Annotated in this window: 16 protein-coding genes; 7 read left to right on the top strand and 9 right to left on the bottom strand. The window is 70.8% G+C overall.

What is annotated here, in order from left to right; all coding sequences use genetic code 11:
* Window positions 1-79 precede the first annotated feature (79 nt).
* The 7 genes from PSV00_RS06710 (at window position 80) to trxA (ending at window position 10,213) form a co-directional block, all read left to right on the top strand.
* Window positions 80-934 (top strand): 1-acyl-sn-glycerol-3-phosphate acyltransferase, encoded by an 855-nt coding sequence (locus PSV00_RS06710; protein WP_300445739.1) that lies wholly within the window; start codon window positions 80-82, stop codon window positions 932-934.
* Window positions 931-1,401, top strand: coding sequence for a tRNA (adenosine(37)-N6)-threonylcarbamoyltransferase complex ATPase subunit type 1 TsaE (gene tsaE / locus PSV00_RS06705; protein WP_300445738.1), 471 nt, complete (start codon window positions 931-933; stop codon window positions 1,399-1,401). Before PSV00_RS06710 ends, tsaE begins: the two co-directional genes overlap by 4 nt.
* Window positions 1,394-2,482, top strand: a complete 1,089-nt coding sequence (gene amgK / locus PSV00_RS06700) for an N-acetylmuramate/N-acetylglucosamine kinase AmgK (protein ID WP_300445940.1) — start codon at window positions 1,394-1,396, stop codon at window positions 2,480-2,482. Before tsaE ends, amgK begins: the two co-directional genes overlap by 8 nt.
* Before the next feature lie 29 nt (window positions 2,483-2,511).
* On the top strand, window positions 2,512-3,207 hold the full coding sequence (gene murU / locus PSV00_RS06695) for an N-acetylmuramate alpha-1-phosphate uridylyltransferase MurU (protein ID WP_300445939.1): 696 nt from the start codon (window positions 2,512-2,514) through the stop codon (window positions 3,205-3,207).
* 52 nt (window positions 3,208-3,259) lie between these two features.
* Window positions 3,260-6,322: a double-strand break repair protein AddB gene (gene addB / locus PSV00_RS06690; RefSeq protein ID WP_300445737.1), complete on the top strand. Its 3,063-nt coding sequence runs from the start codon at window positions 3,260-3,262 to the stop codon at window positions 6,320-6,322.
* Window positions 6,319-9,768, top strand: coding sequence for a double-strand break repair helicase AddA (gene addA, locus PSV00_RS06685; protein WP_300445736.1), 3,450 nt, complete (start codon window positions 6,319-6,321; stop codon window positions 9,766-9,768). The genes addB and addA overlap by 4 nt, the downstream gene beginning before the upstream one ends.
* A 115-nt stretch (window positions 9,769-9,883) precedes the next feature.
* Window positions 9,884-10,213: a thioredoxin gene (trxA, locus tag PSV00_RS06680; protein WP_300445735.1), complete on the top strand. Its 330-nt coding sequence runs from the start codon at window positions 9,884-9,886 to the stop codon at window positions 10,211-10,213.
* A gap of 135 nt (window positions 10,214-10,348) precedes the next feature.
* On the opposite strand, the gene PSV00_RS06675 is transcribed toward trxA, so the two are convergent.
* From PSV00_RS06675 to PSV00_RS06635, 9 genes are read right to left on the bottom strand one after another with little or no spacing between them, the layout of a single operon-like run.
* Window positions 10,349-11,635, bottom strand: a complete 1,287-nt coding sequence (locus PSV00_RS06675) for a folylpolyglutamate synthase/dihydrofolate synthase family protein (RefSeq protein WP_300445734.1) — start codon at window positions 11,633-11,635, stop codon at window positions 10,349-10,351.
* A 9-nt stretch (window positions 11,636-11,644) separates the two neighbouring features.
* The gene (locus PSV00_RS06670; protein ID WP_300445733.1) at window positions 11,645-12,550 is read right to left on the bottom strand and encodes an acetyl-CoA carboxylase carboxyltransferase subunit beta; all 906 of its coding nucleotides are present in this window, start codon (window positions 12,548-12,550) and stop codon (window positions 11,645-11,647) included.
* A gap of 10 nt (window positions 12,551-12,560) precedes the next feature.
* Window positions 12,561-13,391 (bottom strand): tryptophan synthase subunit alpha, encoded by an 831-nt coding sequence (gene trpA / locus PSV00_RS06665; protein WP_300445732.1) that lies wholly within the window; start codon window positions 13,389-13,391, stop codon window positions 12,561-12,563.
* Window positions 13,388-13,816 (bottom strand): hypothetical protein, encoded by a 429-nt coding sequence (locus PSV00_RS06660; protein WP_300445731.1) that lies wholly within the window; start codon window positions 13,814-13,816, stop codon window positions 13,388-13,390. Before PSV00_RS06660 ends, trpA begins: the two co-directional genes overlap by 4 nt.
* 18 nt (window positions 13,817-13,834) lie before the next feature.
* Window positions 13,835-15,049 (bottom strand): tryptophan synthase subunit beta, encoded by a 1,215-nt coding sequence (gene trpB, locus PSV00_RS06655; protein WP_300445730.1) that lies wholly within the window; start codon window positions 15,047-15,049, stop codon window positions 13,835-13,837.
* A gap of 38 nt (window positions 15,050-15,087) precedes the next feature.
* Window positions 15,088-15,717: a phosphoribosylanthranilate isomerase gene (locus PSV00_RS06650; RefSeq protein ID WP_300445729.1), complete on the bottom strand. Its 630-nt coding sequence runs from the start codon at window positions 15,715-15,717 to the stop codon at window positions 15,088-15,090.
* Window positions 15,714-16,130: a type II toxin-antitoxin system VapC family toxin gene (locus tag PSV00_RS06645; RefSeq protein WP_300445728.1), complete on the bottom strand. Its 417-nt coding sequence runs from the start codon at window positions 16,128-16,130 to the stop codon at window positions 15,714-15,716. Before PSV00_RS06645 ends, PSV00_RS06650 begins: the two co-directional genes overlap by 4 nt.
* Complete coding sequence (locus PSV00_RS06640) at window positions 16,127-16,369, bottom strand: type II toxin-antitoxin system prevent-host-death family antitoxin (protein WP_300445727.1); 243 nt, start codon at window positions 16,367-16,369, stop codon at window positions 16,127-16,129. Before PSV00_RS06640 ends, PSV00_RS06645 begins: the two co-directional genes overlap by 4 nt.
* A gap of 36 nt (window positions 16,370-16,405) precedes the next feature.
* The gene (locus PSV00_RS06635) at window positions 16,406-17,095 is read right to left on the bottom strand and encodes a pseudouridine synthase (protein WP_300445938.1); all 690 of its coding nucleotides are present in this window, start codon (window positions 17,093-17,095) and stop codon (window positions 16,406-16,408) included.
* Window positions 17,096-17,222: the final 127 nt, after the last annotated feature.

Below are 17,222 nucleotides of genomic sequence, written 5' to 3'. Positions count from 1 at the left end.
TCCCGTCAGCCTTAACACTCCTCCGCCGCAAGCCAAGTCGCTTGCCGTGCGCGACAGGAGCGGCGACAACCGGCATCGAATGACCGACACCGCCCCCGCCAGACCGGACGCCCACATCTGCGATGTGCTGATCGCCGAGCGCGCGCCCCGGCTGACCGGGTCTGTGTTCTGGCCGGTCCTGCGCCCCGCCTTCTACCGGCTGCTCGGTTACCGCCACGCCCGCATCATGGCTGATGCCGTCGGCCCGCTGTCGGGGCTGGAGGCGCTCGACCATATGTCCAACCTCCTGGCGCTGCAGGTCTCGGCCGAAAATCTCGACCGCATCCCCGCCACCGGCCGCTGCGTTGTGGTCTGCAACCATCCGACCGGCATCGCCGACGGTATCGCCGTCCATGACGCGGTCAGCCGCCGCCGGCCCGACGCCATCTTCTTCGCCAATGCCGACGCCCTGCGCGTCGCCCCGCGCCTGTCCGAGACCGTGATTCCAGTCGAATGGGTGGTGGCCAAACGCACCCGTGAAAAGACCCGCCTGACCCTGCTGGCGGCCAAGGAGGCGTTCGAGGCCGAACGCTGCGTCGTCCTGTTCCCGGCCGGGCGCATCTCGCGCATCGGGCCGGACCGGGCCCTGGCCGATCCGGTCTGGGCCGCCACCGCCGCCTCCCTGGCCCGCAAATACGCGGCCCCGGTGGTGCCGATCCACGTCGCCGGACCGCGCTCGCACCTGTTCCACCTGTTCCACCGCATCTCCGACGAGCTGCGCGACATCACCCTGTTCCACGAGCTGCTGAACAAACAGGGCAAGGCCTTCCGTCTGCATGTCGGCCGCCCGGTCGATCCGGCCGGCCTGCCCGCCGACGCGGTCGAGGCGACCCTGGCGCTGAAGACCTTCACCGAACGGGCGCTGTCGCAGGACCCGGATGCGGAGTTCGCATGAGGATCACCCTGTCCGACGCCGACGCCACCGCCCGACTGGGCGCGGCCATCGCCCCCCTGTTGAGTCCCGGCGAGTCGGTGTTGCTGTACGGCCCCCTCGGCATGGGCAAGTCGACCCTGGCCCGCGGCCTGATCCGCGCCCTGACCACCCCGGACGAGGATGTGCCCTCGCCCACCTTCACCCTGGTCCAGTTCTACGACAGCGACCCGCCGGTGGCCCATTTCGACCTCTACCGCCTGTCCCGCCCGGAAGAGGCCTTCGAGATCGGGCTCGACGAGGCGCTGGACGAGGGCTGCGCCGTGATCGAATGGCCCGAACGCCTCGGCGAGGACCCCGCCGCCATGCTGGGCCCCGACCGCCTGACCATCACCCTGTCCGAACAGAGCCTCGACGGTGTCGACGGTCGCCTTGCGACCGTTTCCGGCGTAGGCTCGTGGGAAGCCAAACTCACCGATGTCCATGTCTGACCGCGAACACCAGCGTCTCGACTTCCTCAAGGCGTCCGGCCTCGCGGCCGCCGTGCGCGCCCCCCTGCCCGGCGACGCCTCGACCCGCCGTTACGAGCGGTTGACCACACCGACCGGCACCTCCCTGATGCTGATGGATCAGCCCCCCGCCGCCGAGAGCGCGCCCTGCGATCCGACGTGGACACCCGAGCGCCGCCGGACCGAGGGCTGGAACGCCGTGGCCCGTCTGTCGGCCGGACGGATCGAGGCCTTCGCCGCCGTCGCCGCCCATCTGCGCGCCCTGGGTCTGTCAGCCCCGGAGATCGTGGCCATTGACGCGCCCGCCGGTCTGGCCGTGCTTGAAGACTACGGCGACGACCTGTTCGCCCGGGTCATCGAACACGGAGCCGACCCCGCCCCCCTGTATCTGGCCGCGATCGAGACCCTGGCCCGCATCCATGCGGCCCCGACCCCCGCCGTCCTGACCGGCCCAGCCGGGGACTGGCCGCTGCTGCCCTATGACGAGACCGCCCTGCAGGGCGGGGCCGACCTGTTCGTCGACTGGCTGCCGAAACTCGACCCGGCCCTGAATTTCGACAGCGCCGCCGTGGCCGAATGGCACGCCGCCTGGGCTCCGGTCGTCGCCGCCGGAGCCGCCGGGGCCACGGTCATGGCCCACCGCGACTATCACGCCGAGAACCTGATCTGGCTGCCGGGTCGCGCCGGTCCGGCCCGGGCCGGGATGATCGACTTCCAGGATGCTGTCCGCGCCCATCCGTCCTGGGACCTGCACTCCCTGCTGCAGGACGCCCGTCGCGACGTTTCGCCCGAGCTGGAACGCCTCGCGCTGGACCACTATTTCGCCCTGCGCCCCGACCTCGACCGCACCCCCTTCCTGCAGGCCTACGCCGGTCTGGCAGCCCTCAACGAGGCGCGCATCCTCGGCGTCTTTGCCCGGCTGATCGCCCGCGACGGCAAACCCCGCTACCGTGCCTTCATGCCGCGCATGTGGGCCCATCTGAACGCCAATCTGAAAGCGCCCGGACTGGAAGGCGTCGCCGCCTGGTTCAACCGCCACGTGCCGGAGGCCAGCCGCCGATGACCGCTCCAAAGACCGCCCCAACCACCGCCATGGTCCTCGCCGCCGGTCTCGGCACCCGGATGCGCCCCCTGACCGACGACCGGCCCAAGGCCCTCGTCGAACTGGCCGGACGCTCCCTGATCGATCACGTGCTGGACCGGCTGGCCGGGGCCGGCGTCGCCCGGGCCGTAGTCAATGTCCATTGGTTCGCCGACCGGCTGGAGACCCACCTCGCCGCGCGCGGGCGCGGTCCGGCGATCGTCATCTCCGACGAGCGCGCCGAACTGCTGGAGACCGGCGGTGGTCTGAAGAAGGCCGCCCCCCTGCTCGGCCCCGAGCCTGTGTTCGTGGCCAATATCGACAGTGTCTGGACCGACCGGGGCGACGCGCTGGGCGACCTGGCCCGGCTGTGGGACCCGGCGCGGATGGACGCCGTCCTGCTGCTGGCGCGGCGCGAGGGCTCGATCGGCTTCGAGGGCGGGGGGGATTTCCGCCTCGCCGACGACGGTCGCCTGACCTTCCGCGGTGACGCGGCTGAAGCCCCCTTCGCCTATATGGGCGTCCACATTACCCGGCCCGACTATGCCGACGGCGGCCCCGAGAGCCCCTTCTCGCTCAGCCCTCTGTGGCGGGCCTCGGCCGCCGCCGGGCGCCTGTACGGCTGCGTGCTGGACGGCGACTGGATGCATGTCGGCGACCCGCAGGCGCGGGATGCTGCCGAGGCCAAGCTGGCCGGATCAGCATGATGACGGCGCGCCTCAAACAGGGATACGCCGCGCGTCGACCGGCAGGCGCACAATGACCCCTGTTTTCGATCCCTTCTCCGGGTCGCCCCCCCGCTGGTACGCCATCCCCGCGCACCGGCCCTTTCTCGACGACCTCGCCGCCGGGGTGCTGGCCTGGCTGGGCGACCAGCCGCCCGAAACCCTGTCCGACGCCACCCTGCTTCTGCCCAACCGCCGCGCCGCCCGCGCCTTCACCGCCGCCCTGTCCCGGCTCGGCGGCGACCGGCCCGTCCTGCTGCCCCAGGTCCGGCCGCTAGGCGATCTGGAGGAGGACGAGGCCCCCTTCGCCCCCGGCGAACTGGGTCTGGACCTGCCCCCGGCGATCGCCCCCCTGACGCGCCGTTTCGAGATGGCGCGGATGATCACCGACCGGTTCGAGCCGGGCCTGAAACCCCTGCGCGCGCTGGAGATGGCCGATGCGCTGGGCGGCTTCCTCGACTCCTGCCAGCTGGAGGAGGTCGAGGACCCCGGTCGCGTCGCCCATCTGGTCGAGGGTGATCTGGCCGAACACTGGCAGGACTCGGCCCGTTTTCTCGGCCTCGCCGTCGAGGCCTGGCCCGAGCGTCTGGCCGAGCTGGGTCTGGTCGATCCGGCCTGGCGACGCGCCCGGCTGTTGCGTCTGCTGGCCGAGCGCTGGACCGACAGTCCGCCGACCGGCCCGGTCATCGCCGCCGGCTCGACCGGTACTGCCCCCGCCGCCGCCGATGTGCTGCGCGCCGTGGCCGCCGCCCCTCAGGGCTGCGTCGTCCTGCCCGGGCTGGACCGCGATCTGGATGCCGCCGTCTGGGCCGCCCTGGGGGCCGAGGAACAGCATCCGCAGAACGCCCTGTGGCGGCTGCTGGACCGGGCCGAAGTCCCGCGCGAGTCGGTCCGCCCGTGGTTCCAGCCTCCGCTCGACCCGGCACGAGAGTCACGCGGTCTGGCCCGCCAGCGCCTGCTCAACGAGGCCCTGCGCCCGGCCGAGGCCACCGACGACTGGCGGCGCGAGATCGCCCGCATCCGCGCCGCGGCTGCTGCCACGGGACAGGCCGCCGACCCGATCGCCGAGGGGCTTCAGGGCCTGTCGGTGGTCACCGTCCGCACCGAGGAGGACGCCGCCGCCACCATCGCCCTGATGATGCGCGAGACGCTGGAGACCCCGGGCCGCACCTGCGCCCTGGTGACCCCCGACCTCGGCCTCGGCCGTCGCGTCGCCGCCCGGCTGGAACGCTGGGGCGTGGTCGCCGACTCCTCGTCCGGCGCGCCCCTGCTGCGCCTGCCCGCCGGGGGGCTGATCGACCTGTGCGCCCGGTTTCTGGCCGATCCGCTGAAACCCCAGACCCTGCTGGCCCTGGTCAAACATCCGCTGTGCGGTATCGACGCCGACGCCGCCACGGCGCTGGAGTTGCATGCCCTGCGTGGGCCCCGCCCCCGCGACTGGGCCATGATCCGCCAGCGGCTGCTGGAGGCGGCCCAGCCCCGTCGCGGCGGCAAGCCCGCGCCCGACTGGAAACAGGTCCGGCTGGGCGAGGCCGCCGCCCTGGCCGACCGGCTCGAGTCCCTGGTCGGCACGGCCCGGACCCCGTTCGTGCCCGAGGCCCCGCTGGACGTCGCCGCCCGCGCCCTGACCGGTCTGGTCGAGGCCCTGGCCGGCCAGGCGGTCTGGGCCGGCCCCGACGGCGAGGCGGCGGCGACCCTGATGGCCGCCCTGATCGCGGGCGGTGACGCCCTGGGCGAGGTCCGCCGCGCCGACCTGGCCGATCTGGTCCACGGCCTGTTGCGCGACGAGACCGTGCGCACCGGCGGGGCCACCCATCCGTCCCTGCGCATCCTCGGGGCCATCGAGGCCCGGCTGGTGCGCGCCGACCGCATGATCCTGGCCGGACTGGAAGAAGGGGTCTGGCCCAATGCCGCCCCGGTCGATCCCTTCCTGTCCCGGCCGATGCGCAAGACCCTGGGCCTGCCCCCGCCCGAGCGCCGCCTCGGCCAGACCGCCCAGGACTTCGTCCAGGCCGCCTGCGCCGACGAGGCCGTCCTGGTCCATGCCGACCGCCGCGGCGGCCAGCCGGCGGTCAAGTCGCGCTGGCTGTGGCGGCTGGAGATGCTGACCCGCGGGGCCAATGCCCCGGCCACGCCCGTGGTGCTGGAACGGCCGGTGCTGGCCCTGTCCCAGGCCCGGGCGCTGGACGCCCCGCCGCCGGGCCCGCCGCGCTATGCCCGCCGCCCCGAACCGCGCCCGCCGGTCGAGCGCCGTCCGCGCAGTCTGTATGTCACCCGGATCGAACGCTGGGTCCGCGACCCCTATGCCGTCTATGCCGGCTGGGTGCTGGGGCTGGACAAGCTGGAGCGCCCCGGGGCGGAGGCCGAGGCGATGGCGCGCGGCAATGCCGTGCACAAGGCGATCGAGCGGATGACCGCGGCCTTCCCCGACACCCTGCCCGACGATGCCGAAGAGCGGCTCTGTGATCTGCTGATGGCGGAGTTGAAGGACCACGGCTTCGAGGACGCGGCCATGGCCCGCGAAGCCCCCCTTGCCCGCAACAGCGCCCGCTGGCTGACGAGCTTCGAACAGGACCGACGCGCCCGGGGCATCACCCTGCTGATCGAACAGAAGGGCGAGTCCGGCTTCGACGCCCCCGGCGGCCGTTTCACGCTGAAGGCCTATGCCGACCGGATCGAACTGGGCTCCGCCGGCGCGGCTGTGATCGACTTCAAGACCGGGGCCGCCCCCTCGGCCAAACAGGTCAAGACCGGCTTCGCTCCCCAGCTGACCCTGACCGCCGCCATCCTGGCCGATGGCGGCTTCACCGACACCAACGGCCCGGTCGATCCCGAGGAACTGACCTATGTCCGCGTCGTCGGCCGTCGCAAGCCCGGCGAGGTCGCGGTGCGCGCGTCAGGAATGGAGGCCGCCGATATGGCCCGCGCCGCCCTTGAGGGGCTGCAGCGCCGCGTGGCCCGGTTCGACCGGGAATCCACCCCCTATGTCAGCTGGGCCGCGCCCCAGTTCATGGGCAATTTCGGCGGCAACTACGACCACCTGGCCCGGGTCTGGGAATGGCACGTCATCGGCGACGATGCGGAGGACGGCGAATGACGGTCCCCGCCGGAATCGACTATCAGGCCCGCGCCGCCGACCCCGGTCGCTCGGTCTTCGTCACCGCCAATGCCGGATCGGGCAAGACCACCACCCTGGTCAACCGCGTGGCCCGGCTGCTGCTGGGCGGGGCCACGCCCGGCGAAATCCTGTGCGTCACCTATACCAAGGCCGCCGCCGCCGAGATGCAGGCCCGTCTGTTCGAGACCCTGGGCCGATGGGCGGTAATGGACGACGCGGCCCTGTCGGACTCGCTGTCCCAGCTGGACGGGCGTGACCCGTCCGGCCTGACCGCGGCCGACCTGTCCTCGGCCCGGCGCATGTTCGCCCGCGCCCTGGAAACCCCCGGCGGGCTGAAGATCCAGACCATCCACGCCTTCTGCGAAAAACTGCTGCGGCGCTTCCCGCTCGAGGCCGGGGTCTCGCCCCGTTTCACCGTGCTGGAAAACGAGGCCGCCCTGGCCCTGTCGCGCGAGGCCCGCGAGGACCTGGCCCGGCACGCCTTTGGCAATCCGGACGGGCAGGTGGGTCAAGCCTACAGCCATTTCGCCGTCGAACTGCACTGGGACGGGTTCCAGTCCCTGTTGGCGATGATCGAGTCCGACCGGGCCAGGCTGCTGGCCTATGTCGACGGGGTCGAGGCCGGGCAGCTGCCCGGGCCCCACACCCTGACCGGGGCCGACCCGGACTCCTCCCCGGACCGGATCGAGGCCGACTTCCTCGCCGGGCTCGACCCGGCCGGATGGCGACGCATGGCTGAAGCCATGGCCACGGGCTCGACCAACGATCAAAAGCGCGCCGATGCCATGCGGGCAGCGGCCCCGCCCCACTGGAGCTTCACCGGAATCGCCGACGTCTTCCTGACCGACAAGGGCGAACCGCGCGCCAGGATGGCCACCAGATCGGCCCCGCCCGCGGCAGCCGATTATCTGACCACCCTGCAGCTCAAATACCTGTCCGCCCGCGACAGCCTGCGCAAAGCGAAGATCGCCGACGACACGGTCAAATTGCTGACCCTGGCCCGGGCCCACGCCGCCTTTTACGAAAACGCCAAGGCCGCCCGCGGCGCGCTCGACTTCTCCGATCTGGTGGCCCGCACGGTCGACCTGCTGACCGAACGATCGACCGCCGCCTGGGTTCTGTACAAGCTGGACGGCGGCATCGCCCACGTCCTGATCGACGAGGCCCAGGACACGGCCCCCGACCAGTGGGCCATCGTCCGTGCCCTGACCGGCGAGTTCTTTGCCGGCGATCCCGGCGGCCGCACCGTCTTCGCCGTCGGCGATGAGAAACAATCGATCTATTCCTTCCAGGGGGCCCGGCCCGAACGGCTGCGACGCGAGTCCCAGGTCTATGACGCCCTGGTGCGTGGCAGCGGCGGGGAATTCGAGGCTGTCGAACTGGCCAAATCCTGGCGCTCCACCCCCGAAGTCCTCAGCTTCGTCGATCAGCTGTTCGATGATTTCGACCGCCAGGCCGCCCTGGTCGGCGAGGATGTCGCCGCCATCCCCCCCCACGTCGCCACCCGCGTCGATCATCAGGGCACGGTCGATCTGATCCCCCTGTTTTCTGACGAAAAGGCCGGTGAGCGCGATGCGTGGGACGATCCGGTCGATCAGGAGAGCGGCGTCAGTGGCCGCAAACAACTGGCCACCCGCCTGGCCCGGGACATCCGCGCCCAGGTCCAGGCCGGGTCCGCTGTCCACGACCGCAAGACCGGGGCCCTGCGGCCCTGCGGCTACGGCGACTTCCTCGTGCTGGTGCGGCGGCGTGATGCCACCTTCGAGGAGATCATCCGGGCCCTGAAGACCGCAGGCGTGCCCGTGGCCGGAGCCGACCGGCTGAAACTGTCCAGCCATATCGTCTTCGACGACCTGATCGCCCTGGCCCGGTTCGCCCTGTTCCCGGACGACGATCTCAGCCTCGCCGGCATATTGCGCAGTCCGTTCTGCGACGTGCCGGACTTCGGCCCGGATGACAGCCTCTACGCCCTGGCCGGGCGCGAGAAACGCGCTGGCCTGTGGCGCGAACTGTGCGCCCGCGCCGGCGAACATCCGTCATGGACCCGGGCCCGCGACCTGCTGCGGGCGGCGCTGGACGCCCGCGACCGCGATCCCTTCGCCTTCTTCTCGACCCTGCTCAACCGCGTCGACGACACCGGCCTGTCGGGCCGCGCCCGCATCCTGGCCCGGCTGGGGCATGAGGCCGAGGAGGCCATCGACGAGACCCTGGCCCAGGTCCTGTCGGCCGAGGACCGCGGCGGTGTCGACCTCGAGACCGCCGTGGCCCTGCTCGAGGCCGCCGACGTCGAGGTCAAGCGCGAGCTGGAAGGGGCCCGCGACGAGGTCCGGGTCATGACCGTGCACGGGGCCAAGGGGCTGGAGGCCCCGATCGTCATCCTTCCCGACACCACCGCAAAGGCCAAACCCCAGGGCCCGTCGCTGATGCCTGCGGTCGACGACGACGGCGAGGAGACCGGGGCCTGGCTGATGTGTCCGGGCAAGTCGGGCGACGACTGCCCGGCCTCGACCGCCGCCCGCGATGCCCGGGCCAAACGCGCCGACGACGAGACCTTGCGCCTGCTCTATGTGGCCCTGACCCGGGCCCGTGACCGGCTGGTGATCATGGGCCGCGCCGGCACCCTCGGCCCCGAGGCCGGCAGCTGGTGGGCGATCGTCACCGAGACCTTCGATCGCCTGGCCGAGGTCGGCCGGGTGCGCGAACTGGACGACGGCACCCTGCGCTACGGTGTCGATCCGCAAATCCTGCCGCCCCGGACCGCGGCCGGTGCCACCGTCGGCGCGGTCCCCGCCTGGGCCCTGACCCGTCCCCCGGCCGAGGCCGCCGCCCGCTATGCCTCGCCTTCGCGCATGGACGAGAGCGTGCGCATCCCCGCCCCCTCGCCCCTGGCCACCGCCGCCGGTCCGGGCGCGGCGCTCGGCCGCTTCCGCCGTGGCGACCTGATCCACCGGCTGCTGGAGCGTCTGCCCGAGATCGAGGCCGCCGCCCGGCCCGACGCCGCCGTGCGCATGCTGGCCCGCGAGCCCGACCTCGACGCTGTCCAACGCGCGGACATGATCGACGCCGCCTTCAGCGTGCTGACCGACACCCGTTTCGCCCCGGTGTTCGGGCCCGGCTCCCGGGCCGAGGCGGCCCTGACCGGCTGGGCCCCCGGCCTGCCGCCGGGGGTCAGCATCTCCGGCCGCATCGACCGACTGGTCATCACCCCCGAACGGGTGCTGGTGGTCGACTACAAGACCAACCGGCCGGCCCCTGACCGGATCGAGAACGCCGACCCTGCCTATGTGCTGCAGCTGGCCGTCTATGTCGCCGTACTGAAACGTCTGTACCCGGACCGCGCCGTCGAGGCGGCCCTGGTCTGGACCGACGGACCACAGCTGATGCCTGTGCCCGGACCGTTGATGGACAGGGCTTTGGCCGGTTGACGTTGAATTCGGCGGGAATCGCCCCACATCTGCGGCAACACTCGATCGTTTCGATCACGCCCCAACCCCCGCGCCCGTCCGGCCCGATGCCGGCAGCGCCCCAGGAGTAGACACCATGGCCACCGTCAAGGTCACCGACGCCAGTTTCGACACCGACGTTCTCAAGTCGTCGGTCCCCGTCCTGGTCGATTTCTGGGCTGAATGGTGCGGTCCCTGCAAACAGATCGGCCCGGCGCTGGAACAGATCGCCGACGAACTGTCCGGCAAGATCGTGATCGCCAAGGTCAATATCGACGACTCGCCGATGATCCCGTCCAAGCTGGGCGTGAAGGGCATCCCCACCCTGATGCTGTTCCGCGACGGCCAGATGGCTTCAATGAAGGTCGGTGCCATGCCCAAGGGCAAGATCGTCGAATGGCTGGCAGAAGCCGGCATCACTGCCTGATTTCCCAGGGCCCCTCCCGCGCGGAGGGGCCGCCGGGCCTGAAGTGCCGCGCACAGACTACAACGGCCTCAAGTAGCCCGAAGGGCGGTAGGCCCAACGTCAGGCCTCAAGTAGCGCGAAGCGCGATAGGCCCACTCACAATGGCCAGGTCTCGCGGCTTGCCCCCAGCACCTCGCCCGCGAGGTACAGCGAGCCGCAGATCACCACCCGACCGGCCCCCAGTCGCAACGCCAGGTCCAGCGCCCCGCTGACCGAGCCCGCCGGCTGGGCCCCCAGGCCATGGCCACGGGCCACCGCCGCCAGGGCCTCGGGATCGGCCGCCGCCCCGTCGAAACTGACGGTGAACACGGCCGCACCACTGCCCTTCAGCGCCTCGAAGAAGCCCCCCGAATCCTTGTTGGCCAGCATGCCGACGATCAGGGCCAGCGGTCGCGGGGCCCGCGCCTGCCGCGCCTCCAGGGTCTCGGCCAGGGCGTGCGCCGCGTGGGGATTGTGCCCCCCGTCCAGCCACAGTTCGGCGTCGGCCGACTGCGCCGTCTCGCCATAGGGTCCGGCCGTCACCCGCTGCATCCGCGCCGGCCAGGTCACGGTCTCCAGGCCCCGGGCGATGGCCGCCTCGGGCAGGTCCAGCTCCAGCGCTACGGCCACGGCCAGTCCGGCATTATCGAACTGGTGCGGCCCGGCCAGGGCCGGGGCCGGCAGGTCCATAAACCGCTCCTCGTCCTGCCAGGACAGGCCGCCGCGATCGCCCCAGGCATCGAAATCACTGCCCATCACGGTCAACGGCGCATGCACCGCCGCCGCCCGCGCCGCGATCACAGCCATCACCGCTTCCGACTGGCGCGCCACCAGCCCCCGCGCCCCGGGCTTCAGAATTCCGGCCTTCTCCCCGGCAATGCCCACCAGGTCGGTGCCGAGGAATTCGGCATGGTCGAGGGCGATCGGGGTGATCACACTCAGCAGCGGCCGGTCAATGACATTGGTGGCGTCCAGCGACCCGCCCAGGCCGACCTCGATGATGGCCAGGTCGGCGGGGCTTTCAGCCATGGCGACAAAGGCCGCGGCCGTGGTCGCCTCGAACACCGTGGCCCCGATACCGTGCGCGTCTCCGACCGCCTCGACCCGATCCAGCGCCGCATTCAGCGTCGCGTCATCGATCAGGATCCCGGCCAGACGGATGCGTTCGTTGAACCGCACCAGATGCGGCGAGCTGTAGACATGGACACGCAACCCGGCCGCCTCGGCCATGGCCCGCAGGAAGGCGGCTGTCGAGCCCTTGCCGTTGGTCCCGGCCACATGGATCACCGGCGGCAGGGTATCCTGGGGGTCGCCCAGGGCGGCGCACAGGGCCCGCATCCGGTCCAGAGACAGGTCGATCTTCTGGGGATGTCGGGCCAGCAAACGGGCCGAGATCGGATCCATGGGCCCGGCCTAGGCGGCCCGGCGCTTGCCGCCCATCAGCATCGACAGGACCTGGCCCAGGGTCTTCGGCAGGTCGGCGCGGGTGACCACGCGGTCGACCATGCCCTTTTCCTGCAGATATTCGGCGCGCTGGAAGCCCGGCGGCAGTTTCTCGCGGATGGTGGCCTCGATCACGCGCGGACCGGCGAAGCCGATCAGGGCCCCCGGCTCGGCCAGATGTACGTCACCCAGCATCGCATAGCTGGCCGTGACCCCGCCCGTGGTCGGATCGGTCAGGACCACGACGAACGGCAATTGCGCCGTCTTCAACTCCTGCACCGCCAGGGTGGTCCGGGCCATCTGCATCAGGCTCAGCGCGCCCTCCTGCATCCGGGCCCCGCCGGCGGCGGTGAAACAGACCATCGGCACATTGCGCTCGACGGCGGCCCGGGCGGCGGCGATGAAACCCTCACCGGCGGCCATGCCCAGCGACCCGCCCATGAAGGCGAAATCCTGCACGATGGCCACGGCCGGGGTGCCGTCGATCTCGCCATAGCCGATCGACATCACGTCGCGCGTGCCGACGGCCTTGCGCGCCGCGGCCAACCGTTCGCGATACGGCTTGCCGTCGCTGAATTTCAGCGGGTCTTCCTCGACCTCGGGGCTGTCGATCTTCTCGTAGTCGCCCCCGTCGAAGGTGTAGCCCAGCCGCTTGGAGGCACCGATCCGCATATGGCGGCCGGTCGGGGTCACCCACAGGGCGGTCTCCAGGTCCGGGCGGTACAGCATCTCGTCGGTGTCGGGGTCCTTGACCCACAGGCCGTCGGGCGTGTCGCGCCGGCTGACGATCTTGCGCACGCCGGGGGCGAAGCGCGACAGCCAGCCGCCACGGCGTTCGGGCGGGGTCTTGATCGGAGGAGTGTTCTTGTCGGCCATGGACCTGTCTCTAGACGGTTTCCGTCGCGCGTGCAGCCCTGACCGCATCGCCGAGCGCCTTGACCCGCGCCAGAACCCGCTCGCGGGGCGACTCTCCGGACTCCAGGGCCGCGGCCACCTCGTCGACCAGCACCGAGCCGACCACCACCGCATCGGCGACGCGGGCGATCTCGGCGGCCCGCTCGGGCGTACGCACACCGAAGCCCACGGCCACCGGCAGGCCCGAAGCCTTGCGCACCCGCGCGACGGCGGGTGCCACCGACAGGGTTTGGGCCTCCTTGACCCCGGTCACCCCGGCCACGGACACGTAATAGACAAAGCCCGAGGTGCGCCGGGCGATAAGCTTCAACCGCGCATCGTCCGAGGTCGGGGTCGCCAGCCGGATCAGGGACACTGCATGGGCGTCCAGCGCATCCGACAGCGGATCGGCCTCTTCCGGCGGGCAGTCGACCACGATCAGGCCGTCGACGCCGCTGGCCGCCGCGTCGCGGGCGAAGGCCGCATAGCCGTAGCTCTCGATCGGATTCAGATAGCCCATCAGGATCAGCGGCGTGTCGGCATCGCCGGCGCGGAAATCGCGGGCCAGGTCCAGCGTCCCCTTCAGGGTCAGCCCGGCCTTCAGCCCGCGGATCGCCGCGCGCTGGATCGGTGGCCCCTCGGCCATAGGATCACTGAACGGAAAGCCCAGTTCGATGATGTCGGCCCCGGCGGCGGGCAGGCCGCGCAGAATCTCCAGCGACTCCCCGCGCGAGGGGTCACCGGCCATCACATAGGCCACGAACCCGGCCCGGCCCTCGGCCTTCAGCGCCGCGAAACGGGCGTCGATACGAGCCGTGGTCATTGCGAGGCCGGCACGGCGGCGGCGGCGCACACATCCCCGGGGATGGTGGCAAAGCCCAGATAGCCGGTCGCCGTGGGGCCGGCCGGACGGGTGGTGTCATAGAAGGCGATCATCTGGATCCCGTCGCAGCCGCCGCTCTCGCGCCGCTTGACCAGCACCACACGATTGCTGTCACCGCCCGCGCCCAGCCAGCCCTGACCTTCAAAATGGGCCACATAGGCGTCAGCCAGCGCGCCGACACTCGCCAGGGGAGCGCTGACACAGAAGGCCTTGCCGGTCAGGCTGTACAGATTGCCGCAATCGGGAGCCGCCGTGGCTCCGGCGAGGATCGGCGTCTCCGCCGCCGGTTCGCCCTGGCTCTGGGCCAGAACCGGGCCGGTCAGACCGAGCGAGACGACGGCCGTCAATGCGATGAGGGTTTTCATGTTCGGATTCCCGGAGCCCTAGAGCTCGACGCCCAGATGTTCGGCCACTGCAAAGATGTCCTTGTCGCCGCGCCCGCACATGTTCAACACCACATCGCCACCCTTGCCGACCTCGGCGGCGATCTCGCCGATCCGGGCCAGGGCGTGGCTGGGCTCCAGCGCCGGAATGATTCCTTCCAGCTTCGAGCACAGCTGGAAGGCTTCCAGCGCCTCGACGTCGGTGGCGGCGCGATATTCGGCGCGGCCGATATCCTTCAGCCAGGCGTGTTCCGGCCCGATACCTGGATAGTCCAGCCCGGCCGAGATCGAATGGCCCTCCAGGATCTGGCCGTCGGCGTCCTGCAGCAGATAGGTGCGGTTACCGTGCAGCACCCCCGGGCGGCCGCCCTGCAGCGAGGCCGCATGGTCGGGTCCGTCCAGACCGCGCCCGGCCGCCTCGACCCCGATCAGCCGCACGGAGGCGTCGTCGATGAAGGGGTGGAACAGGCCGATGGCGTTCGACCCGCCGCCAATGGCTGCGACACAGGCGTCCGGCAGCTTGCCGCGCCGCGCCTGCATCTGGACCTTGGTCTCCTTGCCGATCACCGACTGGAAGTCGCGCACCATGGCCGGATAGGGGTGCGGCCCCGCCGCCGTGCCGATCAGATAGTAGGTGTCGTCGACATTGGTGACCCAGTCGCGCATCGCCTCGTTCATCGCGTCCTTCAGCGTTGCCCGGCCACTGGTCACCGGCACCACCTCGGCCCCCAGCAACTTCATGCGGAAGACGTTCGGCGACTGACGCTGCACGTCGGTCGCCCCCATATAGACCACGCATTTCAGGCCGAAGCGGGCACAGACAGTGGCCGTGGCCACCCCGTGCTGACCGGCCCCGGTCTCGGCGATGATCCGCGTCTTGCCCATCCGCATGGCCAGCAGGATCTGGCCCATACAGTTGTTGATCTTGTGCGCACCGGTGTGATTCAGCTCGTCGCGCTTGAACCAGATGTCGGCCGCCCCGTAGTGGGCGCTCAGCCGTTCAGCCAGATACAGCGGACTGGGCCGGCCCACATAGTGGGTCAGGAAATCATCCAGCTCGGCCTGGAAGCTGGGGTCGGCCTGGGCCGCCGCATAGGCCGCGGTCAGTTCATGGACCAGGGGCATCAGGGTCTCGGCGACGAACCGGCCCCCGTAGGGACCGAACCGCCCCTCGGCGTCAGGCAGGGCATAGGCGTTGGGCAGGATGGCGTTCACAGGCGTTTCTCTCGCGGGGAGGCGTCGGAAATGGGGCGTCACACCGCCCTGAGAAAGGCCGCGATCCGGACGGTGTCCTTAACACCGGGCGCGCTTTCCACACCAGAGGACACATCGACCATCGGGGCCCCGGTTACCGCTACAGCCTGCGCCACATTGTCCGGGGTCAGCCCGCCGGCCAGGAACCAGGGCCTGGGGAACGACCGACCGGCCAGCAGCGACCAGTCAAAACTGGCCCCGACCCCGCCGGGCAGGGTCGCATCCGCCGGCGGCCGGGCGTCAAACATCAGGTGATCGACCACCGGTGCCCAAGCCGCCGCCGCTTCGATGTCGGCGGCCGTCGACACCGCCAGGGCGCGGATGATCCCGGCTCCGGTCAGTTCGCGCACCCGCACCGCCCGCTCCGGCGTCTCGCGCCCGTGCAGCTGGATCAGGTCAGGCTTCAGGATCAGGGCGATCTCGGTCAGCCGGGCGTCATCGGCATCCACCGTCACCGCCACCACCTTCGCCCGCCCCCGGGCCTGGCCGAACAGGGTCGCCGCGTGCAGGGGCTCCAGATGGCGCGGACTCTTCGGATAGACCACCGCCCCGACAAAGGCCGCACCGCCGTCCAGCGCAGCGTCGAGGGTTTCGGGCGTGATCAGGCCGCAGATCTTCACGAGGGTCATGGCAGAGCCAGCGTGACACCCTGATCCACCGCCGCCTCGGCCAGGCGGCGGTCCAGGGTAGCCAGGGCCCAGACTTCCCGCTCGACGATGGCCAGGTGCAGGGCATCGGGCGCACGCAGGGCAGCATGACGTTCAAGCAGGCGGCGCGCCTGTAGGAAATCATCAGGACCGATCACCGCGTCCGGCCGCGCCGGACTGAATAGCCGGTCCATTTCGACCTCAGCGCGACGGCGTTCGCCCGGTGTAATCCGGCCGGTCCTCTGGGCGTACGACAGGGCCGATGAGGTTTCGGTCAGGGTCCACAGGCTGACGGTCAGGACCGGCTCTTCGACCAGCCAGTCCCTCACCCGATCGGAATGGGCGTCAGCGATCAGGATGGAATAGAGGACGCTGGCATCGAGATAGGCGTTCACCACGGCCGGTCCCGGCGCATTTCGTCCAGAATTTCGAGGATATCGGTCGGTCCGGCCTTGGGCATCACCCGCCGCCGCTTCAACTCGGCCACGTCGATGACGACCCCTTTCGGGGCATCACTGATCAGACGCACGGCGGGCTGACCGTTTCGCGCGATCCGCACGTCCTCGCCCCGCTCGGCAGCGGCGATCAGCTTGGACAGATTGTCCCGGGCCTGGGCAACGGTATAGGTGCTCATGTCGCCAGAATAGCCATCTAGATGGCTATCGTCCAGTCAGGCGAAGATCTGCTCGACTTCCGCCTCGTCCAGCAGCCGCCACTCGCCGGGAGCCAGGTCGTCCGGCAGGGTCAGGCCGCCCAGGCGTTCGCGATGCAGGGCCTCGACGTGGTTGCCGGCGGCGGCGAACATGCGCCGCACCATATGATAGCGGCCCTCGGTCACCGTCAGCCGCGCCTCGGTCGGCGACAACACCTCCAGCTCGGCCGGGGCCAGCGGCTTGTCCTCGCCCTCCAGCACCAGCCCCCCGGCCGCGAACAGGGCCTGTTCGGTCCCGGCCAGCGGCCGCGCCAGGGTCGCGAGATAGACCTTGGCCACATGGCGACGCGGCGAGATCACCCGGTGCAGCAGGTCACCGTCGTCGGTCAGCAGCAGCAGACCCGAGGTCTGTTTGTCCAGCCGTCCGATGGTCGAGATGGCCGGGTCACGATGTCGCCAGCGCGACGGCAGCACGTCATAGACCAGCGCCCCCTCCTCCTTGCGCGAGCAGGTCATGCCCAGCGGCTTGTTCAGCAGCAGCACCACTCCGGGCGGCGGATCGACCGGACGTCCGTCGATCATCATCCGCTGCGGCAGGTCACGGGTCACCGGAATGCGTTTTGACACATCGACCAGATCGACCCCGTCCAGGGTGATGCCCCCGGCCTTGCCCAGCCGCGCCATCTCGCTGCGCGAGCCATAGCCCATCCCGCCCAGCAGCTTGTCGACGCGGGATGTTTTCACCCCCCCACTCACGTCGTCATCCTTCGGCGAGCCGCAAAGCGGTGAAGACCGGAGGACCCAGCGGCCCGCGAGAGCGGGAACCTGTCGCGGA

Origin of the sequence: Brevundimonas sp., assembly GCF_029945885.1 — a bacterium.
In the GTDB taxonomy this organism is placed as follows: Bacteria; Pseudomonadota; Alphaproteobacteria; order Caulobacterales; family Caulobacteraceae; genus Brevundimonas.
The sequence above is the reverse complement of the archived record's forward strand: the minus strand, read 5'-3'. Positions and strand labels throughout refer to the sequence as shown.